The organism is Variovorax sp. F042, from assembly GCF_057814215.1.
Genome location: NZ_JBVASX010000013.1, coordinates 158,326 through 182,083, shown reverse-complemented (window position 1 = coordinate 182,083; position 23,758 = coordinate 158,326). Strand labels below are relative to the sequence as shown.

Sequence of the window (23,758 nt, the reverse complement as noted above, 5' to 3'; positions counted from 1 at the left end):
GTATGGCCGTGTATCCGGCGCGGCCCGTACACACGGCCATACAAGAACACCCCTGGCATGACACATGCCGCATACATCCGGCGCATTCAATCGTTCCGTCGCCAACACAAACGAAGGAACACCCCATGTCCGAAGAACCCGTCAACCGTCAACGCCGTTTCCTGCTGGGAGGCGCCGCCGCCAGCCTCGCCGCCGTCGAACTGGCATTCATGAGCAGCACCGTCCACGCGGCCGATGCCGTGCCCGCTGCCAAGCCGCGCAAGCTGGAGCCCATCCGCCAGATCAAGGCAGGCGAGCTCGATGTCGGCTACTACGAGGCCGGCCCTGCCGACGGCATTCCGGTGCTGCTGATGCACGGCTACCCCTACGACATCCACAGCTATGCCGAAGTCGCGCCGCTGCTCGCGGCCCGGGGTTGCCGGGTGATCGTGCCGCACCTGCGTGGCCATGGCACCACGCGCTTTCTCGACAGCGCCAACCCCCGCTCCGCGCAGCAGGCGGCAGTGGCGCTCGACCAGATCGCGCTGCTCGACGCCCTGAAGATTGACCGCGCCGTCATCGTCGGCTACGACTGGGGCGCGCGCACCGGCTGCATCATCGCGGCGCTCTGGCCCGAGCGCTGCATCGGGCTGCTCTCGGTCAACGGCTACATCATGACCAACCGCCCCGGCAACAAGCTGCCGCTGCCTGCGAAGGTCGAGCTGGGCTGGTGGTACCAGTACTACTTCGCCACCGAGCGCGGCCGCCTCGGGCTGGAAGCGAACCGGCGCGACATCGCGCGCATCCTGTGGACCACGAATTCGCCGAAGTGGGCATACGACGACGCCACCTTCGAGCGCACCGCCGCGTCGTTCGACAACCCTGACTACGTGCAGATCGTCATCCACAACTACCGCTGGCGCCTCGGTCTTGCGGACGGCTTCGCGCAGTACGAGGAATACGAGAAGCGCCTGGCCGCGTTTCCGACGATCAAGGTGCCAGCGATCACGATGGACGGCGACTCCGACGGTGTCGTGCCGGCCACCGACGGGAAGGCCTACGCTGCCAAGTTCACCGGGCCGCGCACGCACCTCGTCGTGAGCGCGGGCCACAACGTGCCGCAGGAGACGCCGCAGGTGTTTGCCGATGCGGTGTGGAAGCTCGCGTCGGCAACGTAGTGTGGCCGGCCGGGGCGCCGGATACACAGGAATACAAACCCGCTTGTCCCGGCCCGCAGCCGGGCTACATTGCGGCTTCCGACGTACCGGCCACCCGCATGACGACCTCGAAGACCTCCGACCACATCCTCATCGTCGACGACGACCGGGAAATCCGCGAACTGCTCACCACGTACCTGGTCAAGAACGGCCTGCGCGTGGTCGCGGTGCCCACGGGGCGGCACATGCGCGCGGCGCTGGAGGAGTCGGGGCCGTTCGATCTCATCATCCTCGACCTGATGCTGCCGGGCGAAGACGGGCTCACGCTGTGCCGTGACCTTCGCACGGGCAAGTACAAGGCCACGCCGATCCTCATGCTCACTGCGCGCAGCGAGGAGGCAGACCGCATCCTCGGTCTGGAGATGGGCGCCGACGACTATCTGGCCAAGCCGTTTTCCGCCCGCGAACTGCTGGCGCGCATGCGCTCGGTGCTGCGCCGCACGCGCATGCTGCCGCCGAACATGCGCTCGACCGAGTCGGCTTCGAAGCTGGGGTTCGGCGAGTGGCAGGTAGACACCACTGCGCGCCACCTGATCGACGACAGCGGGGTGATGGTGGCTCTCAGCGGTGCGGAGTACCGGCTGCTGCGCGTATTTCTCGACCACCCGCAGAAGGTGCTGAGCCGCGACCAGTTGCTGAGTCTCACGCAGGGGCGCGAGGCCGAGCTTTTCGAGCGCTCGATCGACCTGCTCGTGAGCCGGCTGCGTCAGCGTCTACGAGACGATGCGCGCGAGCCGCGCTTCATCAAGACGGTGCGCAGTGAGGGCTACGTTTTTTCTTCGACTGTCGAGGCGTTGGACTGAATCGTGCTGTGATGCACTGGCAGCTCACCGGGTTGCGTATCTCGTGGGTGATGCCGCCGGCTAGGAAGAGTAGGGCGAACCAGAGCTTCTTCATTCCTCAAGACCCCACCGGCGCAGGCTCAGCCAGCAGCGCCTGGATCTTCTTTTCCGTAGTGCCATAGCTGCCTTCGCCAAAGTGCGAATAGACGATCTTTCCCTGCTTGTCGATCAGGTACACCGCAGGCCAATATTGGTTCCTGAAGGCCTTCCAGGTGCCGTAGCTGTTGTCTTGCGCCACCGCGTGCCTGATCTGCAGCCGCTGGATCGCGTCCTTCACGTTCTTCGTCGATTTCTCGTACGCGAACTCCGGCGTGTGCACGCCGACGACGATCAGGCCTTTGTCCTTGTACTTCTCGTTCCAGTCCTTCACGTAAGGCAGGTGGTTGAGGCAGTTGATGCAGGTGTAGGTCCAGAAGTCGACCAGCACGACCTTGCCGCGCAGCTCACTGAGCTTCAGCGGCTGCGAGTTGAGCCAGGTGTCGATGTTCTGGAATTCAGGCGCGGGCACCGCCTCGGCGGCCGGAACGTCACCGCCGAGCGGCGATGGTGCGGCAAAGGTCAGCGTGAGGGCCGCCGCCGAGGCCGCGATGGCAACGGCGAAGAAGAGGGTGGAAGAGCGAAAGCGCATGGTGGTTCCTTCGGAAGAGTGACGGGCGTTCGTCTGTGAACGGAGCCGATTCTTCGTTGGGCCACCCTGCCGTGGCGCGAAACGCGTATGCCTCTGTATCCGCGGGGGGAAACCCACACACTACGTTTCACGCACACCCAGTCGAGTGCAGGATCAATCGACCCTGATGTTGCGTGCCTTCACCAGCGCGCTCACTCTTCCCGTCTCGTCCTGCACGAACTTCGCGAAGGCCTCGGGCGTGGTGCCGGCCGGCTCCAGGCCGAGCTGCAGCAGCTTCTGCCGCACGGTCGGGTCGTTGACCGCAGCCTGCACCGCCTTGCCGAGTTTCTGCACGATGTCGGCCGGCGTTCCCTTGGGCAGGAACACGCCGTTCCATTCGACCACGTTGTAGCCCGGCAGGCCCGACTCCGCGAGCGTCGGCGTGTCGGGCAGCCCCGGCACGCGCTTGATGGAGCTCACGCCCAGCGCGCGCAGCTTGCCGCCCTTGACGTAGCCCAGGGTCGACGCCACGTTGCCGAAATAGGCCGACACCTGCTCGCCCATCACGTCGGTCAGCGCTGGCGCGCCGCCCTTGTAGGGCACGTGCATCAGGTTGATCTTCGCCTGCTCGTTCAGCGCCTCGCCCGCCAGGTGCGAGCCGGTGCCGCCGCCCGCCGACGCAAAGCTCAGCTTGCCCGGGTTCTTGCGCGCGAAGTCGATGAACTCCGCGACGGTCTTGTACGGCGCGCTCGTCGGCACGACGAGGATCTGCGGCGCGGTGGCGACCAGCGACACGGGAATGAAGTCTTTCGCCGCGTCGAAGGGCAGCTTGCGCAGCGACGGATTCACCGAGAACGCCGATGCGTCGTAGAGCACGGTGTAGCCGTCGCCGGCCGCCTTGGCCACGTTGTCGGCGCCAAGCACGCCACCCGCGCCCGGCTTGTTGTCGATGACGATCTGCTGGCCCAGCGCAGTGCTCATCTGCTGCGCGACGATGCGCGCGGTGTTGTCGGCGCCGCCGCCCGCGGCGTACGGCACCACCATGCGGATCGGCTTGTCGGGCCAGGCGGCCCAGCCCAGCAGGGGAGCGGCGCAGGCGGCCAGCGCTACGACGGATTTCAGAAGGCGCTTCTGTGGTTGCTTCATGCCAATGTCTCGGAGTTTGCTTGTAGTTCAGGAAAAGTCGTAGAGCCGCGCGGGGTTGTCGACGAGCACGCGGCGTCGCGCGGCCTCGTCGGGAACCCATTGGCCCAGCAGGTCGAACAGCTGTGCGTCGTCGGGCTTGGCGGTGCGCTCGGTCGGGTGGGGCCAGTCGCTGCCCCACACCACGCGGTCGGGTGCCTGCTGCGCCCAGGCTTGCGCAATACCGGTCGTGTCGGCGTAGCCGCCTTCCGCGCCCACACGCGAATCCAGGTAGGCGCCTGACAGCTTGATCCAGGTGCGGCCGTTGTCGAGCAGCCGGCGCACGACGTCGTATGCGGGATGCGCCAGCGCATCGGGCAGTGGCAGGCGGGCAAGGTGATCGAGGACGATCGTGCAGGGCAGGCGCGCGAGCAGCGCCGCGTGCTCGACGATCTGGTCGGCGTTCCAGTGCAATTGCACATGCCAGCCGAACGCATGCACGCGCTGCGCCAGCGGCTCGACCATGGCGAAGTCCGTCGCCGCATTCATCGGCGTGTACAGCGTGAACCGGATGCCGCGGATGCCGCCCGCGTGCAGGCGTTCGAGTTCGGCATCGCTCACCTCGGGCCGTACCACCGCCACGCCGCGCGTGTGCGCGGCGCCAAGCGCTTGAATGGCGGCCAGCGTCACGCTGTTGTCCGTGCCGTGGGCGCGCGGCTGAACGACTACCGTGCGCTGCGTGCCGATGCGTTGCTGCAGCAGGCGGTAGTCGGCGGCGGTGGCGTGATCGAGCATGGCATCGGGCGGCCCGTGCAGCGCGAAGCGTCGGTCGTACACATGCATGTGCGCGTCGCACGCGCCTTCGGGTGCCGCGCTTGCGGGCTTGCGAGTGCCGCTGCTGTGGGGCACCACGTTATCGGTGGGCATGTCCTATTCGTCCAAGCGCTGCGCGGCCAGCACGCCTGCTGTGTGTTGCCCCAGCGTCGGCGCGGCAAAGGGCTCGGGCCCCGGCGTACGGCCGAATCGCACCGGCCGGGTGAAGCCGCGGTACGAGCCGAGCGTGGGGTGCGCGAAGTTCGCCACCATGTCCTCGGCCAGCACCTGTTCGTTGTCGAACATGTCTTCCACGGTGCGTGCTGCCGCGCAGGGCACTTCCTCGCCGAACAGTTCTTCCCATTCGAGCGCGGTGCGCGCGGCCAGCGCGGCGCGCAGCTTCGGAATGATCTCGGCGGCGTGCTGCGCGCGCTTGCGCACCGAGTCGTAGCGCTCGTCGCCCGCCAGTTCGGGCAGGTCGACCTTGGCGCACAGCGCCTGCCAGAAGTGCGGCGTGTTGGCCGAGATGTAGATGTGCCCCTCGCGCGTGGGGTGAAGACCGGTGATGCCGCCCGAGCGCATGTCGCGCCCCACGTCTTTCGGCTCGCCCTCGGCCCACACCATGCGCGCCGACTGCATCGTGAGCGCGGAGCGCAGCAGCGAAACGCCGACGAACTGGCCTTCACCGCTTTTCTCCCGCTCGTACAGCGCGGAGGCCACGCCGGCAGCCACCAGCGCGGCCGCGTAGTAGTCGACCACCGAGCCGTAGATGATCTCAGGCGGCTCGCCGCGCTTGCCCTGCAGCGCGCACATGCCGGTCATGGTCTGCAGCACCTGGTCGTAGCCCGCCTTCTCGCGCAGCGGCCCGGTCTCGCCATAGCCGGTGACGGCGCAGTAGATCAGGCGTGGGTTCACCGTCTTCAGCTGGTCGTACGCAATGCCCAGCCGCGGCGGCACGCTGGGGCGGAAGTTGTGCACCAGCACGTCGGCCGTGCGCACCAGCGCCATCAGCGCGGCGAGGTCCTGCGGGCTCTTGAGGTCGAGCACCACGCCCAGCTTGCTGCGGTTGACGCCGATGAACGCACGGCTTTCGGCTTCCAGCGTCGATGGGTACTTGCGCAGGTTGTCGCCCGTGGGCGGCTCGATCTTGATGACTTCCGCGCCCTGGTCGGCCAGCAGCGAGCAACCGTAGGGGCCCGCGATGTAGGCGCTCAGGTCGAGCACGCGCAGGCCGCTCAACGGCCCGGCGGGGCCCTGGCGCGCGGGCAGGGGCTTGTCGTCGCCAGCGTTGTCGGGGGCGGTAGTGCTCATGGGTTCTTCTTTCCTCAGTCGGCTGTGATGTTCTGTTGCTTGGCCAGCTTCTTCCAGCGCTCCACGTCGTCAGCGATCACGGTGCCGAACTGCGCAGGCGTCAGCGGCGTAGCGATGGCGCCTTCGCGCAGGAAGTTGGCCGTGATCTCGGGCCTGGCCAGGATCTGGTTGACGGCGCCATTGAGCTTGGCGACCACATCAGGCGGCGTGCCCGCCGGTGCCAGCAGGCCCCACCAGAGTTCGAATTCGTAGCCGGGCACCGCAGTGGCCATTGGCGTGAGATCAGGCGCGACGGGGCTGGACTTCAGGCTCGTGATGCCCACGGCGCGCAGCTTGCCGGCACGCACCATCGGCAGCAGCGAAGGACCGCTTGAAATCAGCAGCTGCGTCTGGTTGCCGATCAGGTCAGTCACGGCCGGACCCATGCCCTTGTAGGGAATGTGCGCGATCTGCAGGTCGCCCACCTTGGCCTTGAGCAGCTCGGTGCCGAACTGGTTCACGCTGCCCGAGCCCGACGAGGCGTAGTTGTACTGGCCTGGCTTGGCCTTGATGGCGGCGATCAGCTCGGCCGGTGTCTTCGCGGGAAACTCGTTGTTGACCGCGACGATGAACGGGCCCTTGGCGAACATGGCCACGGGTGCGAGGCCTTTCACCGGATCGAAGGGCATCTTCGATTGCACGGCTGCGTTGGTCGTCATGCTGGACGACACCGCCACCAGCGTGTAGCCGTCGGGCGTGGCGCGCGCCACCTGCGCCGTACCGGTGTTGCCGCTCGCGCCGGGGCGGTTGTCGATGATCACCGGTTGCTTGAGTTGGTCGCCCAACTCCTTGGCCACTTGGCGCGCGAAGGTGTCGTTGGAGCCGCCGGCCGGGTAGGGCACGACGATCGTGATGGCCTTGCCGGGATAGGCGCCCTGGGCGAATGCCGCGCCGGCAAGCGCTGCCGCTGCAACAACAGCGAGCACGCGCGGGCGAAGGAAGGATGGGAAATGCATTGTCTTGTCTCCGGTTTCTTATTGATGGGAAGCTCAGGTCAGGCAGGCAGCAGCCCAAGGCTCAATTGGGAAGCAGCCCAAGGCTGCGTGCACTCTCGACGATGGCGCGCGCGCGAATCACGAAGGGGATGTCGATCATTTTTCCGTCCACCACGTAGGCGCCGATGCCGTTGGCATCGGCTTCGCGCGCTGCCTCGACCACCTTGCAGGCGTGCGCGATCTCTTCATCCGTGGGGCGGAACACCTCGTTGGCGATGGCGATCTGGCTCGGGTGGATGCAGGTCTTGCCCAGAAAGCCGAGGTCGCGCGCCAGCGTGGCTTCGGCGCGGTAGCCCTCGGCATCGCGGATGTTCGCGAATGCGCCGTCGTAGGCATACATGCCCGCTTCGCCGGCTGCGATGCGCACCGCGAACATCGCCTGGCGAATCGCTGAAGGTTCGCGCCGGGCGATGCCCAGCGGCTCGAACAGGTCGCCCAGCCCCAGCTGCAGCCCCGACACGCGCGGATGCGCCAGTGCGAGTTCCGCTGCCGTACGCAATGCAGTGGGTGTCTCGATGTTCAGCAGCAGGCCAATGGGCGCCTGCACGCCGCTAGAGCGTTCGGCGCGCTCGATGACTTCGACCGCCGTGCGCACGTGCGCCGGGCTTTGCGGCTTCGGCAGGTTGATCAGATGCACGCCGGGCTGTGTCACCGCCGCCACGTCGCGCTCGAAGTGCGGCGTGTCCATGGCGTTGACGCGAACGATCAGTGTCTTTTGCGAGGAGGCCGCATCGCCGCTGGCAAGCAGCAGCTGGCGCACGGTCTCGCGCGCCTCGTCCTTGCGCGGCTCGGACACCGCGTCTTCCAGGTCGAGGCAGATGGCGTCCGCCGCACTGGTCAGTGCCTTGGCGAACAGTTCAGGACGGGTTCCGGGAACGAAGAGTTTGCTTCTCATGCATGCAGTGTCCGCAGTTCATGAGAAGAGAAAAACAGCTGCTCCCTGCGATCAGATCGCAGAAAATCTATCTTCATGGAAACGGCCTACCTGCAAAGCTTTCTTCTGGTGGTGGAGTCGGGCTCGATGTCGGAGGCCGCGCGCCGGCTCGACCTGACGCCCGGCGCGGTGGCGCAGCAGATCCGCGCGCTGGAGCGGGAGCTCAACGCACCGCTGCTCGCGCGCGCCGGCCGCACGGTGCAGCCGACCGAGGCGGGGCACCGGCTGGTGCAGCGCGCCCGCACGCTGCTGCGCGAGGTGAGCGACATCAAGGCGCTGGTGGGCAGCGAGGCGGCCGGCGGCGAGCTGGTCATCGGCACCATCAACACGGCCATCCACAGCCTGCTGCCAGACATCCTCGCGCGCTTCGTGAAGACGCATCCGGGTGTCAAGGTGTACCTGCAGTCGGGCAACACTGCCACGCTCTACAAGGCCATGCAGCAGGGCGAGCTCGATGCGGCCGTGTGCCTGTATCCACCGTTCGCGCTTGCGAAGACCTTCGACTGGGCCCTGCTGCGCGAAGAGCCGCTGGTGCTGCTCGCGCCGAGCCGCCTCGCGCGGCGCGATCCCCACGAACTGCTGCGGACCTCTCCGCTCATCCGCTACGACCGCAACCTCGGTGGCGGCAAGCAGGCCGACCGCTACCTGCGTTCGGCGGGCATCGTGCCGCAGGAGCGCTTCGAACTCAGTTCATTGCTGGCAATCGCGATGATGGTCGATCGAGGCCTCGGCGTGTCGGTCGTGCCCGACATCGCTTCGCCGCTGCTCGACGGGCAGCGCATCGCCAAGATCCCGCTGCCGCTGCCTTCGGAGACGCGGCGCTTCGGTGTGCTGTGGCTGCGGGCGTCGCCGCGGTTGAGGCTGATTCACGGTTTTGTCGAGAGCGCGGGGCTTGTCATTGCCGGCAAGGGAAACGGCTCTCGCAAGTCTGCGACCCGTTAGGCCGGCTCCATGCCGTGCCGGCGCTTGGCTTCTGCGCTGTCGCCGGAGGCCAGGTACGCGAGCAGCCCGCTTGCGGCGTCCGGCTGCGAAGCGGAAGAGCCCGGCGCTGCGCTGAACACCGTGGTGATCTGGATTGCCGGCGGCAGCGGCCCCAGCAGTGCGATGCCTTCGACGTCGATCAGCTCGCTCAGTTGCTGAAAGCCCAGCGCGGCTTCTCCGCGTGCGATCAACGAGCCCACCGGCACGCCGGGTGGCGCCTGTACCAATCGGCCCTTGATGGTGTCGGCGATGCCCCAGCGCTCGAACAGCGCGGCCAGGGCAACGCCACTGGGCCCGGTCGAATACGCGACGCTGGCCGCATCCAGCACGGCGCGCCGCACCGCTTCTTCGGTGGAGATATCGACTCGCGCGGCGTTCGCGGCAACGGCCACGGCAACGCCGGAGCGCACCACGTCGGTCTTGCGCGATGCGTCCACCTTGCCGGCAGCCGCCAGCTTGTCGATGGCATCGGAGGCGAGCACTACAACGTCGAATGGCTCTCCTGCCGAGACGCGCTTTGCGGCATCTACGCCGCCTACTGCCTCGAACGAAACCGGCACGCCGCTCGTGCGCGTGTACGCCGCGGCCAGCTCCAGCAGCAGGCCCTTCGTGGCCATGGAGCAGATGCCCCGTATCGAATCCGACATGGTCATGCGCGGCCGATGAGGCGATCCGCGTAGGCCTGCCAGTCGCTTGCGGCGTCCAGCCCTTCGAACAGGCCATCGCGTGCCTGCGCCGCAACCCAATCCTGCTTGGCCGCGATGGCGGCCGTCATCAGGGGCTCGAAGCCGGCCTCGCGCACGGTCTGCGCCGCTTCGCGCATCTCTTCCGCGCGGCGCTTGCCGTGCTGCACGACGCGGCTGAAGAAGTAGGCGCCTTGCTTGTCCCAGTCGATCTGCGGAAAGGTTTCCTTCAGCGTCGGCAGCACATGCGCTTCGACGCCGTAGCGCCTGGCGGTGGTGTAGCTCTCGATGACCAGCGCTTCCAGCCCCTTGATCATGATGCTGCGGCTCATCTTGATCGCCGAAGCCACGCCGAGTTGGTCGCTCACGACGCGAACGTCCATGCCCCAGCCGGCCAGCGTTGCAGCAAGCGCTTCGGCCTGCGGGCCGCCCAGCAGCATCGGCACGCGGATGCCGTAGGGCGGCACCGAGGTCATGACGCCGGCCTCGACGTAGGCGACGCCCACGGGCTCCAGCGCCGCCGCGGCGCGCTGCTTGGTGCCGGGCGATGCCGAGTTGAGATCGAGAAAGCGGCTGCCGGTGCGCGCGTGGCGAGCGGCCTCTTCGGCTACCGCCAGCGTGTTGGAGGCGGTGACGGCGGAGATGAGCAGGTCGGCGCGGCTGCAAAGCTCCTGCAGGCCGCTCGCCACGTGCATCCCGTCGCTTTCTGCCGCGGCACGCGCTGCCGCGCCCGTCGCGGGATCGGCGAAGCGCTTGTCCCAGACCCAGACGGCATCCACGCCGCCTTGCCCGCGCAACCCGCGTCCGAAGATGCCGCCCACTTCGCCGTAGCCGATGAGGCCCAGTGTCGTTCCCATGATCGTGTGTGTCCTTGTCAGAAGATGGCCTTCTCGCCGGGCTTCAAAGCCAGCACGCGCGTGCTTGTGCTGCCTAGCGCGCGGATGTATTCGTCGGGCGTGCCCTTGCCGAGCGGGTTGGCGCCATAGTGCATCGGAATCACCGCGCGCGGCTTGAGCCATTCGCGCGTGGCGTAGGCGGCGTCCACCGGGTCCATCGTGAAGTGGCCGCCGATCGGCATCAGCACGAGGTCGGGCTTGTAGTAGTCGGCGATGAACTTCATGTCGGCGAACAGGCCCGTGTCACCCATGTGGTAGATGCGGAAGCCGTTCTCCAGCTCGATGATGTAGCCCACGGGCTCGCCGCCGGGGTGCACTTCGTCCTTGCCGGTGGCCGGGTTCTTCCACACGATGACCGAGGAGTGCTCCGCGTGCACGGCAGTCACCTTGATTCCCGGCACCGGGTTGATCGTGCCGCTCTTGTTGAAGCGCGGCACAAGGTTGGGCGGCAGGATGCCGAGCACGCCCACCGTCTGGTTCATGTCGCCGGGCGCGTACATCGGCACCTGGTTGAGCAGCGCCAGCGCAGGCGCATCCGCGAAGTGGTCGAAGTGACCATGCGTGACCAGCAGCACGTCGACCTTGCCGAGGGCTTCGAGGTTCTTGTATGCCGCGGGCGTCAGCGGATTCAGCTTGAGCCACGGGTCGGTCACGATCACCTTGCCGCCCGGCGTGGTGATGCGGAATGCCGACTGGCCGAGCCAGAGCACTTCGGTCTTGCCACCACTCGTGGAGGGCGACGATTGGGGCGATTGCGCGCAGGCGGCGAGCAGTGCCGCGACGACAAGGGCGAGCAGCAGACGGGCGAGCGATTTCATGGCCGGTGTGTTCCTGTCCAACTTCAGTCGACGGTGATGTGGGCGCTCTTGATCACGCGGTCCCAGCGCTTCATTTCGCTCGCGATCAGCTGGCCGAAGGCCTGCGGCGTCGTGGGCGTGGGCTCGGCGCCCTCGGCTGCCAGCCGCGCGTGAACGTCCGCCGTGTTGAGCGACTGGTTGATCTGCCGGTTGAGCATGGCGACGATGTCCGCGGGAGTCCCGGCCGGGGCGACCACGCCGTACCACTGGTCGGCCTCGAAGTCCTTGGTGCCGGGCACGCCGCTTTCAGCCACCGTCGGCACGTCGGGCAGCAGCGCGATGCGCTTCGGGCTCGACACCGCCAGCGCACGCAGCTTGCCGGACTTGATGTGCGGCAGCAAAGCGGGCGCGCCGGTGAAGAGCAGCTGCAGCTGGCCCGCGAGCAGATCGGTCACGGCCGGGGCGGTGCCCCTGTAAGGCACGTGCAGCAAAGAGGCGCCCGTCTGCAGCTTCAGATATTCGGTAGCGATGTGCGCCGCGCTGCCGTTGCCGCCGGAGCCAAAGGCCAGCTGGCCCGGCCGTGCCTTGGCCAGCGCGACCAGTTCGGCCAGCGTGCGCGCCGGAACGGAGGAATGCACCACGAGCACGTTCGGCACGCGCGCCACCCAGGCCACGGGCGCAAAGCTGCGCACGGGGTCGTAGTCGAGCTTGGGGTACAGCGATGGGTTGATGGCCAGCGTGCCGATGTGCCCCATCAGCAGCGTGTAGCCGTCGGCAGGCGACTTGGCGACCTTGTCGGCACCGATGGAACCACCGGCGCCGGGGAGGTTGTCGACCACCACGGGCTGGTGCCACGCGCGGCCCAGCTCGATGCCGATGGCCCGCCCGAGCACGTCGGTGGAGCCGCCGGGCGGGAAGGGAATGACCATGCGGATCGGCTTGGACGGATAGGCCTGCTGCGCCATGGCGGCGCGGCTTGCCGGCAGCAGGGCGGCGGCTGCTGCCGCGAGGCAGGCGTGGCGACGGGTGATGCCTGTCGTGGTCATGGCGATCAATCAGGCTTGATGTTGGCTTCGCGGATCAGCTTGCCGTAGCGCGCCACGTCGGCCTTGAGCAGCTTGTCGAACTGCTCGGTCGGCCCCGGCAGCGGAACGCCGCCGGCCGCGGCGAGCTGGGAGCGCACCTCGGGCGAGTCGATGGCTTTCTGCACGGCGTCGTGCAGCTTGTCGACGATGGGCTTCGGCAGCCCGGCCGGCCCCACGAAGCCGTACCACACGCTGGCCTCGAACCCCGGGTAGCCTGACTCGGCAACGGTCGGCACGCCCGGCAGTACGGCGGAGCGTTCGGCGCTCATCACCGCCAGCACGCGCAGCTTGCCGGACTTGGCCAGCGGCAGTGCCTCGAGCGCATTGACCGCAACCACGTCCACATGGCCGCCGAGCACATCGGTGAGCGCCTGCGCGCCGCCCTTGTACGGCACATGCCGCAGTTGCAGGCCGGCGGTGTGCTGGAACAGTTCCATGGCCAGGTGCGGTGTCGATCCGTTGCCTGGCGTGGCGACGGTCACGCTGCCCGGCTTGGCCTTGGCCGCGGCGACCAGTTGGGGCAGCGTCTTGATGGCCGATTCTTCGCGCACCGTGAACACCACGGGCACCCGGCCGACCGAGGCCACCGGCGTCAGCTCGCGCTCCAGGTCGTAGGGCGCGGGCTGGAACAGCGACGGATTCACGGCCAGCGCGTTGGCGGCCAGCAGCAAGGTGTAGCCGTCGGGCGCGCTCGTGATGACGGATTTCACCGCGATGTTGGTGCCCGCGCCGGGCTTGTTCTCGACGATGACCGGCTGGCCCAGGATGGCCGACATCCGCAGGCCGACCGAGCGCGCAATGGCATCGACCGCGCCGCCGGCGCTGTAGCCCACGAGGATCTTCACGGGCTTCGACGGAAAGGCGTCGGCCGCGCTGGCAATGCCGAGCTGGCCGAATGCGGCCAGTGCGGCCACGCCGAGGGCGAGGCGTCGGAAAAGGGGCTTCATTTGTGTTGTCTCCAGAATCAAAAAATCAGGTGCGGCTCAGCGGCGGTCCCACGCCTGCGGCGCGGCGTCCTTGCCGGCCACCGAATACAGGGCGCCGGGCGCATTGCGGGTCTGCTGGAACTCTTCCAGCGATTGGCCGCGCATCGCGGCATAGATGTGCAGGTTCGACACGCCCACCACCGCGCCCAGCTTTTCCAGCATGAAGAAGATCACCCCGTACTGGATCAGGCCGCGCCAGTCGCGGCGGCGCACCATGTCGCGCTCCTTGTCTGTCAGCGCGGCAGCGTCGAACGCGGCCTCTTCGTCGGCAAGAAAGGCTGCGCGGTGCGCCGGGCGCGTCATGCCGTGCAGGAACTTGTTGAGGCGGTAGGCGCGCACGCTGGTCTCGAGCGTGAACGGATAGGTGCCCTGCAGCGCTTCCACGCCCGCCAGTTCCTTGTCGATGTGGCGGCGGTGCCGCTCGACTTCACCGGCGACGGGCGGGCTCGCCAGGTTCTCGTAGATGGCGGTGGCAATGCCCGTCATCGAGGGCAGGTAGTAGCTCTGGTGCGTCTTGCGCACGTTGGACGACAGGGCGCCGCGCATCACCAGCCACATGATGACTTCGGCGCCTTCCATGCCGCCGAGCGTCGCCAGTTCGGCCTGCGTCATCTCGGTGAGCCGCACCGGATCGTTCTCGATCAGGTCGAGAAACTGGGCATCCCAGGCGGTGTTGTTGAAGCCCGCGCGCTCGCCATGCACTTGGTGCGAGAGTCCGCCGGTGGCAACGATTGCCACCTTGATGTCGTCCGGGTAGCTCTCGATCGCGCGCCGCAGCGCCTGGCCGAGCTTGTAGCAGCGCCGTGCCGACGGCACCGGCGACTGCAGCACACCAACCTGAAGCGGCACCACCGGTATCGGCCATGCGGGCTCGTGCGGGCACAGCAGCGACATCGGCGAGAACACGCCGTGGTCCAGCGCCCGGTCCTGGAAGAAAGACATGTCGAACTCGTCGGCCACCAGCGAGCGGCCGATGTGCCGCGCCAGTGCCGGATGGCCAGCCAGAGCCGGCAGGTCGCGCGCGCCGCCGCCTTCGTCGGCCACTTCGTGTCGCTCGCCCACACCAAGCGAGAAGGCCGAGTAGTGGTCGAAGAAGAACGAGCTGACGTGGTCGTTGTAGATGAAGAAGAGCACGTCGGGCTTCTTGTCGGCCAGCCACTGCTGCACCGGCGCGAAGGCCTCGAAGATGGGCGCCCAGACCGGGTCCTGCTGCTTGTTCTTGTCGAAGGCGAAGCCGATGGTGGGCGTGTGCGAGCAGGCGACGGCGCCGATGATGCGAGCCACAGTGCGGTCCCTTACTCAGTCGATGTAGCGCAGGCCGGCCTTGGCGAGCGGCTCGCGCATGGCGTACATGTCCAGCCCCAGCTCGCCGGCCGCGAAGCGCGCGCGCTTGCCGGCCTCGTTGGCTTCGCGGGCCTCGGCGGCATCGGCTACGCGTGCGGCCAGCTGCGCCGGCACAACGACCACGCCGTCAACGTCGGCCACCACCACGTCACCCGGCTGCACCAGCGCGCCGGCGCACACCACCGGCACGTTGACCGAACCCAGCGTGGACTTGATCGTTCCCTTCGAATGGATGGCGCGGCTGAACACGGGGAAGTCCATAGCGATGAGGTCGCGCACGTCGCGCACGCCGCCGTCGATCACCAGGCCCTTGCAGCCGCGCGCCTTGAACGAGGTTGCGAGCAGGTCGCCGAAGAAGCCGTCGGTGCTGTCGGCGGTGCAGGCGGCCACGACCACGTCGCCGGGCTGTATCTGCTCGGCCGCGACGTGCAGCATCCAGTTGTCGCCGGGCTGCAGCAGCACCGTGATGGCGGTGCCGCAAATGCGCGCTTCAGGATGGATGGGGCGGATGCGCGGCGCCATCAGGCCCAGGCGGCCGAGTGCTTCGTGCACCGTGGATACGCCGAAGCGCGACAGCTTCTCGACGGCGGCCGCATCGGCGCGCACCACGTTGCGGTGCACGACGCCGAGTTCCTGGAGGAGGGGAGTGGTCGACATGTTCAAAGTCCTTTTTGCTTGAGTGCGCGGTCCAGCCGCGGGTACACGCGGCGCGCGTTGCCTTCGTAGATCTGGTGGCGCGCCTTGTCGTCGAGCATGGGCGTGGCATCGATGTAGCGGCGCGTGTCGTCGTAGAAGAAGCCGGTCTCGGGGTCGATGCCGCGCACCGCGCCGATCATTTCGCTGGCGAAGAGCACGTTGTCGACCGGGATCACGCGCGTGAGCAGGTCGATGCCGGGCTGGTGGTACACGCAGGTGTCGAAGAAGATGTTGTTCAGCAGGTGGTCTTTGAGCAGCGGCTTCTTCATCTCCTGCGCCAGGCCGCGAAAGCGCCCCCAGTGGTAGGGCACCGCGCCGCCGCCGTGCGGAATGACGAAGCGCAGCGTCGGAAAGTCGGTGAACAGGTCCGAGGTGAGGCACTGCATGAAGGCCGTGGTGTCGGCGTTCAGGTAGTGCGCGCCCGTGGTGTGGAAGCAGGCGTTGCAGCTCGTGCTCACGTGCACCATCGCGGGAATGTCCAGCTCCACCATCTTTTCGTAGAGCGGATACCAGTGCCGGTCGGACAGCGGCGGGCTGGTCCAGTGGCCGCCCGAGGGGTCGGGGTTGAGGTTGACGCCCACGAAGCCGTATTCGTTCACGCAGCGTTCCAGCTCGGGAATGCAGCTGGCCGGATCGACGCCCGGCGACTGCGGCAGCATGGCCGCGCCGATGAAGTGATCGGGAAAGAGCTGGCTCACGCGATGGCACAGCTCGTTGCAGATGGCCGCCCAGGTGGACGACACCTCGAAGTCGCCGATGTGATGCGCCATGAAGCTCGCGCGCGGGCTGAAGATGGTCAGGTCGCTGCCGCGCTCCTTCATCAGCCGCAGCTGGTTGCCCTCGATGGACTCGCGCAGTTCGTCGTCGCTGATCTTCAGCTCCGAGACTTTGGGCCTGGCCGACGGGTCCTTGATGCCGGCGATCTGCCGGTTGCGCCACGCCTCGAGGGCTTTGGGCGCGGTCGTGTAGTGGCCGTGACAGTCGATGATCATTCGCAACGCTCCGGAAGGTGTGCAGGGGGTGCTTCAAGCATGAAGAGAAGTCTGCGCGGCGGTTGCTTTGCGTGGGGTGAGTTAGCGTTGCGCTGCCATCATTCTTTTTTATCGATAAAGGGTTTACCCTTAGGCGTGAAAATGCATGATCGAGAGCGACGCCTCCACCCGTGAACAAAAAAAACGAGCATCACAAAGTTATTGCGCACGCCGACAGCGTGGCGCTCGGCATCAACCTGCGCCACCTGCGCGCGTTCTCGGCCGTGGCATCTGCCGGGAGCATTGCCGCGGCTGCCGAGGCGCTGTTCCGCGTGGCGTCGGCGGTGACGCGTTCGATCCTCGATCTGGAGGCCGCGCTCGGCAGGCCGCTGTTCGACCGGCGCTCGCGTGGCGTGGCGCTCAATGCATACGGAGAACTGGTGCTGGCGCGTGCCCTGCGCATCGAGCGCGAGTTCGAGGAGGCGCGAACGCAGCTGGCGGCGCGCGGCGGAATCGACAGCTCCGCCGATGTGCATTCGCTCTTCACTTCGATCCTGAATGGCCGACGCCTCGCCGTGATTGCGAGCCTTGCCGAGAAGCGCAACATGCCCGCCGTCGCGCGCGAGTTCGGCATCACGCAGCCGGCCATCAGCAGCGCATTGAAAGACCTGGAAAGCGGGCTCGGCGTCACGCTCTTCAACCGGAATGCGCGCGGGCTCACCGCGACGCCGGCGGGCGAGATCGTGGCCTTCTACTTCAAGCGCGTGCTGTCGGAGCTGCGGCACATCGGGCCAGACATCGCGGCCAGCGAAGGCACCTTGCAGGGCAGTGTGAACGTGGGTGCATTGCCGCTCGGGCGCACGCAGATCCTGCCGCTGGCGATTGCCTCATTGCTCGCGCGGCATCCGGGCCTGCACGTCACCACGGTCGAGAGTCCGTACGACGCGCTGGCCGCGTCGCTGCGCAGCGGCGACATCGACTTCATCCTCGGCGCGCTGCGCAGTGCAGGTGAAGCGAAAGACCTGCAGCAGGAGCCGCTGTTCGAAGACCGCATCTCGGTGATCGCCCGTGCCGGTCACCCGCTCGCGCGCGCGAAGCGCATCGACTTCAGGATGCTGCGCGAGGCGAGCTGGACGCTCTCTCGGCACGGCTCGCCATCGCGCGAGCTGCTGGAGCGCTTCTTCTCGGATGCGCGGCAGGCGCCGCCACTGCCTGCGGTCGAGACAGGCGACCTTGCCGTGCTGCGCGGCCTGCTGCTGGAAAGCGACATGCTGACCGCGATCTCGGCGCACCAGCTGCGCTACGAGATTCGCGACAGCAGCCTGGTGGTGCTGGACTTTCCGCTCGAGGAAACACGGCGCGAGATCGGTTTGACGCAGCGACTGGGGGCGTTTCCTTCACCGGGCGCGCGGGCCTTGATGGACGAGATCCGCAAGGTGGTGGCCGGGTCGCCGGATTTCCACGTGCCGAAAGGGCGGCAGTGATGCGGCCGGGCATCGCCTTCAGTGCGGCGCCGCAGGCGACTTCCGCCTGAAGTCGAAGCCGCGGCACACGCCGGTGGCGATCATGCCAGTAACGCCGAGCATCGCCGCTGTGTGAACGCCGACGGCCGCGAGCGCCAGCATCAGCGAGCCCGATGCGGTGATCTCGCGTGCTGCCGGTGCGTCGCCCATGCACAGCGGAATCAGCGCCGGCACCAGCATCAGCCCCGCGCCGTGCGCGGTGGACATCATGAAAGACCAGAGCGCCAGCCCGGCATGCCCGGCCGTCTTGCCCGAGCTGCGGCCCCACAGGTGATACGCGACGACGGCGACAAGCAGCCCACCCGCCAGCACCTGCAGCGCCATCCGATCCATCGACAGGCCCAGCGCTACAGCAGCGGCAACCAGTGCGACCGATGCGGCGTGCCCGACCGCGATCGGCACCAGGGCCCGCAGCGCCTGCGACCGGTCGCGTGAGCGCACGCCCCAGGCGGCTGCGAAGGCCCAGCCGGTGGCAGGGTTCAGCCCGTGAAGGGCGCCGACCCCCGCAACCGCCAGCCAGGGCCAGAGGCTTGCCATGATGCTTCGCGCTTCAGCCGTGTGCCGAGCAGCACGAATCGCCTGCCGTCTTTGCCTGCGGCTCGTAGCGGTCGTGGTGGCGCACCCACTCCATCTTGTAGGGCACCTCGCGCTCGTCGCGGCCCTTGGGCGTGAGGTCCATCATGTAGTAGGCGCCCATCATCACTTCCACGCCGCGACCGAAGGTCGAGTAGGTGTGGAACACCTCGCCCGCGTCGTCCTTGTAGAACACGCTGACGCCGGGCGCCTCTTCCTGGGGAAAGGGCTGCACGGCGTAGTTGTAGTAGACCTTGCCGGTGGCCTGCTCCTCGGGGGTGAAGCTGACGTGGAAGTCGTGGTTGAAGTCGCTGCCGTTCGCCGACACCCACTTGAACTGCCAGCCCATGCGCTCGCGAAAGCGCGCGATCTCGGCCAGCGGTGCGCGCGAGACGGCCACCATCGTGATGTCTCGATGCGCCAGATGCACGTTCATGCCGTCGGTGTGGTCGGCCATGAAAGAGCAGCTCTGGCAGCCTTGTTCCCACCCCGGGCCGAGCATGAAGTGCTGCACCATCAGCTGGCGGCGTCCCTCGAACAGCTCGGCGAGCGTGCGCTTGCCCTCGGGCGTGTCGAAGACGTAGTTCTTCTCGACGCGCTCCCATGGCAACGCACGGCGCTCGCGGGCAATCTGGTCGTGCAGGTGCATCAGCTCCTTCTCGCGCGCCAGCAGTGCCTTGCGCTCGGCGAGCCATTGGTCGCTGGACACGACGGGGTGGTTTGCTGCGTGATTGATTTCGGTCATGTCAATGCTCCGGTGAGTTGCGGGGACGGCGCACGGCGCGGACCTTGCCGCTCTTGCCGCCGCCGGCATAGAAAAGATCGGCGCCGTCGGACTCGAGTCCGCTGACGCCGATGCCATGCGGCATTTCGAGCCGCTCGAGCACGGCGCCGCTTTGCGGGTCGATGCGGCGGATGTCGCTTTCTTCGGCCTCCCAGGTGCCGTGCCACAGCTCGCCGTCGACCCAGGTCACGCCGGTGACGAAGCGGTTCGACTCGATGGTGCGCACGACGGCACCGGTCTCGGGGTTGATCTGGTGGATCTTGCGGTCGCGGTGCTGTCCCACCCACAGGCTGCCTTCGGCCCAGGTGAGGCCCGAGTCGTTGCCGTGGCCGGGCGAGGGGATCGACGCCAGCACCTTGCCCGTGGCCGGGTCGATCTTGTCGATGCGCGACTCGGCGATCTGGTAGAGGTATTTGCCGTCGAAGGCGGTGCCGGCGTCGCAGGCGGTGTCCAGCGTGCGCGTGGTCTCGCCGCTGGCGGGGTCGAAGGCCACCAGCCTGGCGCCGGTGGCGGCCCAGACGCGCTGGCCGTCGTAGGTCACGCCCGCCACCTGGGTGGCGTCGGCAAAGGGGCCGTACTCGCGCACGATCTCGGCCGGCCGCACGGTGGGCTGGGGTCTGCTCTTGCTCGTCTTGTTGTTGCTGCTCATCGTTGGCTCCTTGTGAAACGCCTCGGATCGGCGCCTGGAGACAACTCTATTCAAACGGCAGCGCAGCGGGGAGTAACAAGATCGTCGTGAATCCCGCCAGCGGCGGCGACAGCCAGCGGCGCGAGCGCGTCTGGCCGATGGAGCGCACCCGGCCTTCGGCCTCCAGCTCGACCAGCGCGCGCTGCACGGTGCGTTGGCTGGCCCCGAGCGCCAGCGCCAGGGCCGAGGTCGACCAAGCCGCGCCGTCGGAAAGCAGCGCCACCAGCGAGGCCTGGTCGCCGTCGATGGGCGGCGCCAGCAGGGCGACGGTGCGTTCGCCGTGCGGCTTGAGCACGAAGCCGCGCGGCGTGGCCTCGATGCTCGCCAGGGTGGTGACGAGTGCGCGCAGGCGGCCGATCTCGACACGCAGGCGCGCCCGATGCGTTTCGTCGGGATGGCGGGTGCGGAATGCGCTTGCGATCAATGCTTCGCGATCGACATCGCCGGGCCACGCCTCGGCCAGCGAGCGCGCGAGCGTGAACAGGATCGGACGGCGCGCCAGCGGCTGCCACGCGTCGCCCGCGCCCAGGCCCCGGCGGCAGGCATCGACCACCAGTGCGTCGGAGGCCAGGAGCGCCGCGACTTCATCGAGGCGCAGCGTCTGCTCGCCGCCCGCGAAGATGCGCCGCGCAGCGGGGCGCTCGAAGGCAGCGCGCGCCTCCGCCACCTCGGCCAGCAGCGCCGGTACGCGCGCACGCACGGCCGCTTCGTGCGCACGGGCCAGCGCTGCCTGCGCCGGGCCGATGCGCAGCGAGCGCAGCGCCAGCTCGGTCGCGGTCAGCTCGGCCACCGCCGCCAGCGACGGCGGCAGGCCGCGCGCATCGAGGCGCTCCAGCGCGGCCGCGGCTTCGGCGAGACGCCCCAGCAGCAGGAGCCGGCGCGCCGCGATCAGCCGCGCCTGCAGCGCGTTGGCGTGATCGTCGTGCGCCTCCAGCGTGGCTGCCGCAGCCGTCAGCGTGCGCGGCGAGCCGCCAAGGTCGCGCATCGCCAGCGCCACCTCGGCCTCGGCCACGATGCAGCGGGCGCGCGACAGCACTTCATGCGCGCCGAAGTCGCGCGCGGCGCGCCGCAGGAGTTCGCGTGCGCGCGGGTGCTCGCCGAGCTGGGCCATGGCGATGCCGCGCAAGGCCAGCGCAGGTGGGTCGTCGCGCAGGGCGACCCGCTTGAGGGCACCTAGCGCATCGCCAGCGGCCAGGGCGCGGGCGGAGGCGGCGATCAGGGAGTCCATGGCATCGACCAGCCAGCGGGCTATGCCGCCTTCGGCTCGGGAATGACCGCCGTCAACGCAAAGTCGACGAGATAGAGCCAGGTCTCTTCCAGGCCCATGATGCTGTGATGGTTCGACGCGGGAACCGTCTGCACGCTGACCGGGGTGGGCCATGCGGCGATGAGTTTTTGCGAGCGCTCGGGCAGCACGACGTCGTCGTGCTCGGCCAGCAGCACCTGGGTTTTCGCGGCGACCTCCTTGCAGTGCTCCAGCGAGTTGAACTGGTGCCGCAGCAGCAGCGACAGCGGCACGAGCGGGAAGCGCTTCTTCGCTACTTCCAGCATCGAGTCGTAGGGGGTGACGAGTTGCAGGCTCTCGAAGTCTTGTCGCGCCACGAGCTGGATGGCTACGCCAGTCCCCAGGCTGCGGCCGACCACGTGCAGGCGTGCATGCGGAAAGGCGCGGCGCAAATGGTTGGCGAACTGGCTCGCGTCTTCGACGGATGCGATCTCGGAAGGGCGCCCCTGCGAGTCGGCCACCCCGCGGTAGTTGAGCGCGGCAAAGCCGAAGCCTTCGGGCAGCCAGTGGAGCATCTGCGCGGTGGCGCGCACGTCTTCGCCGCGGCCGGCGAAGTAGACGAACAGGTCCCGCAGCGAGTCTTCGCCCTGGGGGTGATAGACATACCCGCGGACCATGCCGCCCGGCACGGTGTGGGAGTACGTGGAGAAGTCGTCCGACAGATGGACGACGGGCAGTTTGCGGGCGTTGAAGAGGATGTGCCCCTGGCGCGTGGCAAGCAGGGTCCAGTACGCCGCGATGCTGCCAATGGCGGCAGCCGAGGCCGACAGGGCAATGCGGGAGACTTTGGATGACAAGGTAGGCTCCGGAGGAAAGACTGATACGTGGCGCCTAGTTTCGCCTCATTCCTCCGTGCAGGGCCTTTGTCGGCTTCTTCCGCCTAGTGGGACGCGATCAGCTCCTGGTAGGCGCGTGGCGCGTTGGGTGCGTAGGTGCTCAACGACGTGGTCGCGGATGCCGCAGCAGTGTGCTGCCGCTCCAGCTTGAACCTGCCGACGATCCGCGACAGGCTCCCTGCCTGTTCCTGCAGCGACTGGGCTGCGGCCGAGGCCTCTTCGACCAGCGCCGCGTTCTGCTGCGTCGCCTGGTCCATCTGCGTGACGGCCTGGTTGATCTGCTCGATGCCCGAGGTCTGCTCCTGGCTTGCCGCGCTGATCTCGCCCATGATATCCGTCACGCGCTTCACGCTGCCGACGATCTCTTCCATGGTGCGGCCGGCATCGGCCACCTGCCGGCTGCCTTCCTCGACCTTGTCGACGGAGTCGCCGATCAGCGTCTTGATTTCCTTGGCCGCCGCGGCCGAGCGCTGCGCCAGGCTGCGCACTTCGGATGCCACCACAGCGAAGCCACGCCCCTGGTCGCCCGCGCGCGCTGCCTCGACGGCCGCGTTGAGCGCGAGGATGTTGGTCTGGAACGCGATGCCGTCGATCACGCTGATGATGTCCACGATCTTCTTCGACGACGCATTGATCGACCCCATCGTCTCCACCACCTGGAACACGACGCTGCCGCCCTTGACTGCCACTTCAGAGGCGGAGGTGGCCAGCTGATTGGCCTGGCGTGCGTTGTCCGCGTTCTGCTTCACGGTGGAGGTCAGCTCCTCGAGGGAGGCCGCCGTCTGCTCCAGCGAGCTGGCCTGCTCTTCGGTGCGCGACGACAGGTCCTGGTTGCCTGTGGCAATCTGCGAGCTGGCCGTGGATACGTTCATCACCACGCCATGCACCTGCGTCAGCGAACCCTGCAAGGCGGTGCGCATCTGGTCGAGAGCGCGCAGCAGGTGGCCGGTTTCGTCCTTGGCATAGCTTGGCTGGACTGCACCAGTGAGGTCCATCTCGGCGATCGACTGCGCGATGGTTTCGGCGCTGCGCAGCGGGCGCGTGATGCTGCGTGCCAGCAGCCAGGCCAGCAGGGTGCCGAGCACCAGGCTCACGGCGGAACACACGATCAGCAGCGTGCTGGTCTGTGCGCGCAGATTGTTGGCGCGGGCGGCGGCGGCATCGAGCTGCTCGCGCTGCATGTCCACCACTTGCTGCACGCCCGCGATGTAGCTGACCGATGTGGGCTGGAACTGGGAGTCGAAGATGCGGTTGGCGCCTTCGAGGTCGCCCTTCAGCTTGAACTTGCTGACTTCCTCGCGCGAGGCGAGGTAGGCCTTTCGCAGGTTGCCGACCTTCTCGAGCAGCTCACGCTCCTCGGGCTTGGCCAGCTTGCCTTCGATGAACTTCTGCAGCTCGTTGGTGTCCTTGATCGACTTGGCCGTGGCCGGCGCGAAGTAGTCGATCAGGCTGGCGTCGCTGCTCTTGGCAATGGCCGCCGCCCGCTGCACGCCCGACGTGGTGTGGCGCAGCCAGTCGGAGCCGGCGCGCTCGGTCTTGACGTTGTCCTCGATCATGGCGTCGATCTCCTGGCTGAGCTGCTGCAGCTTCCACACCGCGGCGACGCTGGTGGCGAGAAAGAGCGCCAGGATGGCGCCCAGCACGATGGCCAGGCGCTTGCCAATTGAAACGTTGCTCAGAAACATATTCGGACTCCGGAATCCAGGGGAATGGCTGGATATCGGCAGTCCAAATGAAAACTTTAGTAAATGGCCCACGGATGGAGCCGCGC

Annotated in this window: 24 protein-coding genes; 4 read left to right on the top strand and 20 right to left on the bottom strand. The window is 67.7% G+C overall.

The features are described 5' to 3' along the window. The first annotated feature begins 125 nt into the window (after nucleotides 1–125). Both ACZYSP_RS29115 and ACZYSP_RS29110 read left to right on the top strand, forming a co-directional pair. A complete protein-coding gene (locus tag ACZYSP_RS29115) occupies nucleotides 126–1,157 on the top strand; it encodes an alpha/beta fold hydrolase (protein ID WP_093081649.1) in 1,032 nt (343 codons plus the stop codon). A gap of 98 nt (nucleotides 1,158–1,255) precedes the next feature. Then, on the top strand, nucleotides 1,256–1,999 hold the full coding sequence (locus tag ACZYSP_RS29110; RefSeq protein WP_093052769.1) for a response regulator: 744 nt from the start codon (nucleotides 1,256–1,258) through the stop codon (nucleotides 1,997–1,999). A 97-nt stretch (nucleotides 2,000–2,096) separates the two neighbouring features. On the opposite strand, the gene ACZYSP_RS29105 is transcribed toward ACZYSP_RS29110, so the two are convergent. From ACZYSP_RS29105 to ACZYSP_RS29080, 6 genes are all read right to left on the bottom strand, one after another. Further along, nucleotides 2,097–2,666: a thioredoxin family protein gene (locus tag ACZYSP_RS29105; protein ID WP_093081647.1), complete on the bottom strand. Its 570-nt coding sequence runs from the start codon at nucleotides 2,664–2,666 to the stop codon at nucleotides 2,097–2,099. Nucleotides 2,667–2,819: 153 nt separating this feature from the next. Next, a complete protein-coding gene (locus ACZYSP_RS29100; protein ID WP_093081644.1) occupies nucleotides 2,820–3,791 on the bottom strand; it encodes a tripartite tricarboxylate transporter substrate binding protein in 972 nt (323 codons plus the stop codon). 27 nt (nucleotides 3,792–3,818) lie between these two features. Then, nucleotides 3,819–4,694 (bottom strand): amidohydrolase family protein, encoded by an 876-nt coding sequence (locus ACZYSP_RS29095; protein ID WP_093081641.1) that lies wholly within the window; start codon nucleotides 4,692–4,694, stop codon nucleotides 3,819–3,821. Nucleotides 4,695–4,697: 3 nt separating this feature from the next. Next, nucleotides 4,698–5,891: a CoA transferase gene (locus ACZYSP_RS29090; protein ID WP_093081639.1), complete on the bottom strand. Its 1,194-nt coding sequence runs from the start codon at nucleotides 5,889–5,891 to the stop codon at nucleotides 4,698–4,700. 14 nt (nucleotides 5,892–5,905) lie between these two features. After that, complete coding sequence (locus ACZYSP_RS29085) at nucleotides 5,906–6,886, bottom strand: tripartite tricarboxylate transporter substrate binding protein (RefSeq protein ID WP_093081636.1); 981 nt, start codon at nucleotides 6,884–6,886, stop codon at nucleotides 5,906–5,908. Between the two features lie 61 nt (nucleotides 6,887–6,947). Then, nucleotides 6,948–7,820 carry an HpcH/HpaI aldolase/citrate lyase family protein gene (locus ACZYSP_RS29080; protein WP_093081634.1) on the bottom strand — a complete coding sequence of 291 codons (873 nt, stop codon included), beginning with the start codon at nucleotides 7,818–7,820 and terminating at the stop codon, nucleotides 6,948–6,950. A 75-nt stretch (nucleotides 7,821–7,895) separates the two neighbouring features. Between ACZYSP_RS29080 and ACZYSP_RS29075 the strand changes: the two genes are divergently transcribed. Next, the gene (locus tag ACZYSP_RS29075; protein ID WP_093081631.1) at nucleotides 7,896–8,801 is read left to right on the top strand and encodes a LysR family transcriptional regulator; all 906 of its coding nucleotides are present in this window, start codon (nucleotides 7,896–7,898) and stop codon (nucleotides 8,799–8,801) included. Here ACZYSP_RS29075 and ACZYSP_RS29070 read toward each other — a convergent pair. Genes ACZYSP_RS29070 through ACZYSP_RS29035 form a run of 8 tightly spaced genes read right to left on the bottom strand, consistent with a single transcriptional unit; the run spans nucleotide 8,798 to nucleotide 16,319 of the window. Next, nucleotides 8,798–9,487, bottom strand: coding sequence for a substrate-binding domain-containing protein (locus ACZYSP_RS29070; RefSeq protein ID WP_177192884.1), 690 nt, complete (start codon nucleotides 9,485–9,487; stop codon nucleotides 8,798–8,800). The two genes, ACZYSP_RS29075 and ACZYSP_RS29070, sit on opposite strands and share 4 nt — an antisense overlap. A gap of 2 nt (nucleotides 9,488–9,489) precedes the next feature. Next, entirely contained in the window at nucleotides 9,490–10,380 is an 891-nt protein-coding gene (locus tag ACZYSP_RS29065) for a DUF1932 domain-containing protein (RefSeq protein WP_093081628.1), read from the bottom strand. A gap of 17 nt (nucleotides 10,381–10,397) precedes the next feature. Continuing rightward, entirely contained in the window at nucleotides 10,398–11,237 is an 840-nt protein-coding gene (locus ACZYSP_RS29060) for a metal-dependent hydrolase (RefSeq protein ID WP_093081624.1), read from the bottom strand. 23 nt (nucleotides 11,238–11,260) lie between these two features. Beyond that, nucleotides 11,261–12,262 carry a Bug family tripartite tricarboxylate transporter substrate binding protein gene (locus ACZYSP_RS29055; protein WP_093053207.1) on the bottom strand — a complete coding sequence of 334 codons (1,002 nt, stop codon included), beginning with the start codon at nucleotides 12,260–12,262 and terminating at the stop codon, nucleotides 11,261–11,263. A 5-nt stretch (nucleotides 12,263–12,267) separates the two neighbouring features. Next, entirely contained in the window at nucleotides 12,268–13,248 is a 981-nt protein-coding gene (locus ACZYSP_RS29050) for a Bug family tripartite tricarboxylate transporter substrate binding protein (RefSeq protein ID WP_177192881.1), read from the bottom strand. A gap of 36 nt (nucleotides 13,249–13,284) precedes the next feature. After that, the gene (locus ACZYSP_RS29045) at nucleotides 13,285–14,571 is read right to left on the bottom strand and encodes a gallate dioxygenase (RefSeq protein ID WP_093081622.1); all 1,287 of its coding nucleotides are present in this window, start codon (nucleotides 14,569–14,571) and stop codon (nucleotides 13,285–13,287) included. A 15-nt stretch (nucleotides 14,572–14,586) separates the two neighbouring features. Then, nucleotides 14,587–15,288 (bottom strand): 4-carboxy-4-hydroxy-2-oxoadipate aldolase/oxaloacetate decarboxylase, encoded by a 702-nt coding sequence (ligK, locus tag ACZYSP_RS29040; RefSeq protein WP_177142347.1) that lies wholly within the window; start codon nucleotides 15,286–15,288, stop codon nucleotides 14,587–14,589. A gap of 2 nt (nucleotides 15,289–15,290) precedes the next feature. Further along, entirely contained in the window at nucleotides 15,291–16,319 is a 1,029-nt protein-coding gene (locus ACZYSP_RS29035; RefSeq protein ID WP_093081617.1) for an amidohydrolase family protein, read from the bottom strand. Between the two features lie 170 nt (nucleotides 16,320–16,489). On the opposite strand from ACZYSP_RS29035, the gene ACZYSP_RS29030 reads away from it, so the two are divergent. Continuing rightward, nucleotides 16,490–17,782 (top strand): LysR family transcriptional regulator, encoded by a 1,293-nt coding sequence (locus tag ACZYSP_RS29030; RefSeq protein WP_093081614.1) that lies wholly within the window; start codon nucleotides 16,490–16,492, stop codon nucleotides 17,780–17,782. 18 nt (nucleotides 17,783–17,800) lie between these two features. Here ACZYSP_RS29030 and ACZYSP_RS29025 read toward each other — a convergent pair whose 3' ends face one another. The 6 genes from ACZYSP_RS29025 to ACZYSP_RS29000 form a co-directional block, all read right to left on the bottom strand. Continuing rightward, entirely contained in the window at nucleotides 17,801–18,358 is a 558-nt protein-coding gene (locus ACZYSP_RS29025) for a hypothetical protein (protein WP_093081612.1), read from the bottom strand. A 13-nt stretch (nucleotides 18,359–18,371) separates the two neighbouring features. Further along, nucleotides 18,372–19,139: a DUF899 domain-containing protein gene (locus ACZYSP_RS29020; RefSeq protein WP_093081609.1), complete on the bottom strand. Its 768-nt coding sequence runs from the start codon at nucleotides 19,137–19,139 to the stop codon at nucleotides 18,372–18,374. Between the two features lies 1 nt (nucleotide 19,140). Continuing rightward, a complete protein-coding gene (locus ACZYSP_RS29015) occupies nucleotides 19,141–19,827 on the bottom strand; it encodes a Vgb family protein (protein ID WP_093081607.1) in 687 nt (228 codons plus the stop codon). A 46-nt stretch (nucleotides 19,828–19,873) separates the two neighbouring features. Then, a complete protein-coding gene (locus tag ACZYSP_RS29010; protein WP_093081605.1) occupies nucleotides 19,874–21,094 on the bottom strand; it encodes a helix-turn-helix domain-containing protein in 1,221 nt (406 codons plus the stop codon). A 20-nt stretch (nucleotides 21,095–21,114) separates the two neighbouring features. Next, a complete protein-coding gene (locus ACZYSP_RS29005) occupies nucleotides 21,115–21,948 on the bottom strand; it encodes an alpha/beta hydrolase (protein WP_093052709.1) in 834 nt (277 codons plus the stop codon). 83 nt (nucleotides 21,949–22,031) lie between these two features. Continuing rightward, on the bottom strand, nucleotides 22,032–23,672 hold the full coding sequence (locus ACZYSP_RS29000; protein ID WP_093081603.1) for a methyl-accepting chemotaxis protein: 1,641 nt from the start codon (nucleotides 23,670–23,672) through the stop codon (nucleotides 22,032–22,034). Nucleotides 23,673–23,758: the final 86 nt, after the last annotated feature.

Coding starts and splice junctions, on each gene's coding strand:
- ACZYSP_RS29105 (WP_093081647.1), bottom strand. CDS start 2,666: ATGCGCTTTCGCTCTTCCACCCTCTTCTTCGCCGTTGCCATCGCGGCC.
- ACZYSP_RS29080 (WP_093081634.1), bottom strand. CDS start 7,820: ATGAGAAGCAAACTCTTCGTTCCCGGAACCCGTCCTGAACTGTTCGCC.
- ACZYSP_RS29015 (WP_093081607.1), bottom strand. CDS start 19,827: ATGAGCAGCAACAACAAGACGAGCAAGAGCAGACCCCAGCCCACCGTG.
- ACZYSP_RS29070 (WP_177192884.1), bottom strand. CDS start 9,487: ATGTCGGATTCGATACGGGGCATCTGCTCCATGGCCACGAAGGGCCTG.
- ACZYSP_RS29010 (WP_093081605.1), bottom strand. CDS start 21,094: ATGGACTCCCTGATCGCCGCCTCCGCCCGCGCCCTGGCCGCTGGCGAT.
- ligK (WP_177142347.1), bottom strand. CDS start 15,288: ATGTCGACCACTCCCCTCCTCCAGGAACTCGGCGTCGTGCACCGCAAC.
- ACZYSP_RS29090 (WP_093081639.1), bottom strand. CDS start 5,891: ATGAGCACTACCGCCCCCGACAACGCTGGCGACGACAAGCCCCTGCCC.
- ACZYSP_RS29050 (WP_177192881.1), bottom strand. CDS start 13,248: ATGAAGCCCCTTTTCCGACGCCTCGCCCTCGGCGTGGCCGCACTGGCC.
- ACZYSP_RS29035 (WP_093081617.1), bottom strand. CDS start 16,319: ATGATCATCGACTGTCACGGCCACTACACGACCGCGCCCAAAGCCCTC.
- ACZYSP_RS29055 (WP_093053207.1), bottom strand. CDS start 12,262: ATGACCACGACAGGCATCACCCGTCGCCACGCCTGCCTCGCGGCAGCA.
- ACZYSP_RS29075 (WP_093081631.1), top strand. CDS start 7,896: ATGGAAACGGCCTACCTGCAAAGCTTTCTTCTGGTGGTGGAGTCGGGC.
- ACZYSP_RS29095 (WP_093081641.1), bottom strand. CDS start 4,694: ATGCCCACCGATAACGTGGTGCCCCACAGCAGCGGCACTCGCAAGCCC.
- ACZYSP_RS29115 (WP_093081649.1), top strand. CDS start 126: ATGTCCGAAGAACCCGTCAACCGTCAACGCCGTTTCCTGCTGGGAGGC.
- ACZYSP_RS29065 (WP_093081628.1), bottom strand. CDS start 10,380: ATGGGAACGACACTGGGCCTCATCGGCTACGGCGAAGTGGGCGGCATC.
- ACZYSP_RS29060 (WP_093081624.1), bottom strand. CDS start 11,237: ATGAAATCGCTCGCCCGTCTGCTGCTCGCCCTTGTCGTCGCGGCACTG.
- ACZYSP_RS29025 (WP_093081612.1), bottom strand. CDS start 18,358: ATGGCAAGCCTCTGGCCCTGGCTGGCGGTTGCGGGGGTCGGCGCCCTT.
- ACZYSP_RS29100 (WP_093081644.1), bottom strand. CDS start 3,791: ATGAAGCAACCACAGAAGCGCCTTCTGAAATCCGTCGTAGCGCTGGCC.
- ACZYSP_RS29020 (WP_093081609.1), bottom strand. CDS start 19,139: ATGACCGAAATCAATCACGCAGCAAACCACCCCGTCGTGTCCAGCGAC.
- ACZYSP_RS29110 (WP_093052769.1), top strand. CDS start 1,256: ATGACGACCTCGAAGACCTCCGACCACATCCTCATCGTCGACGACGAC.
- ACZYSP_RS29000 (WP_093081603.1), bottom strand. CDS start 23,672: ATGTTTCTGAGCAACGTTTCAATTGGCAAGCGCCTGGCCATCGTGCTG.
- ACZYSP_RS29085 (WP_093081636.1), bottom strand. CDS start 6,886: ATGCATTTCCCATCCTTCCTTCGCCCGCGCGTGCTCGCTGTTGTTGCA.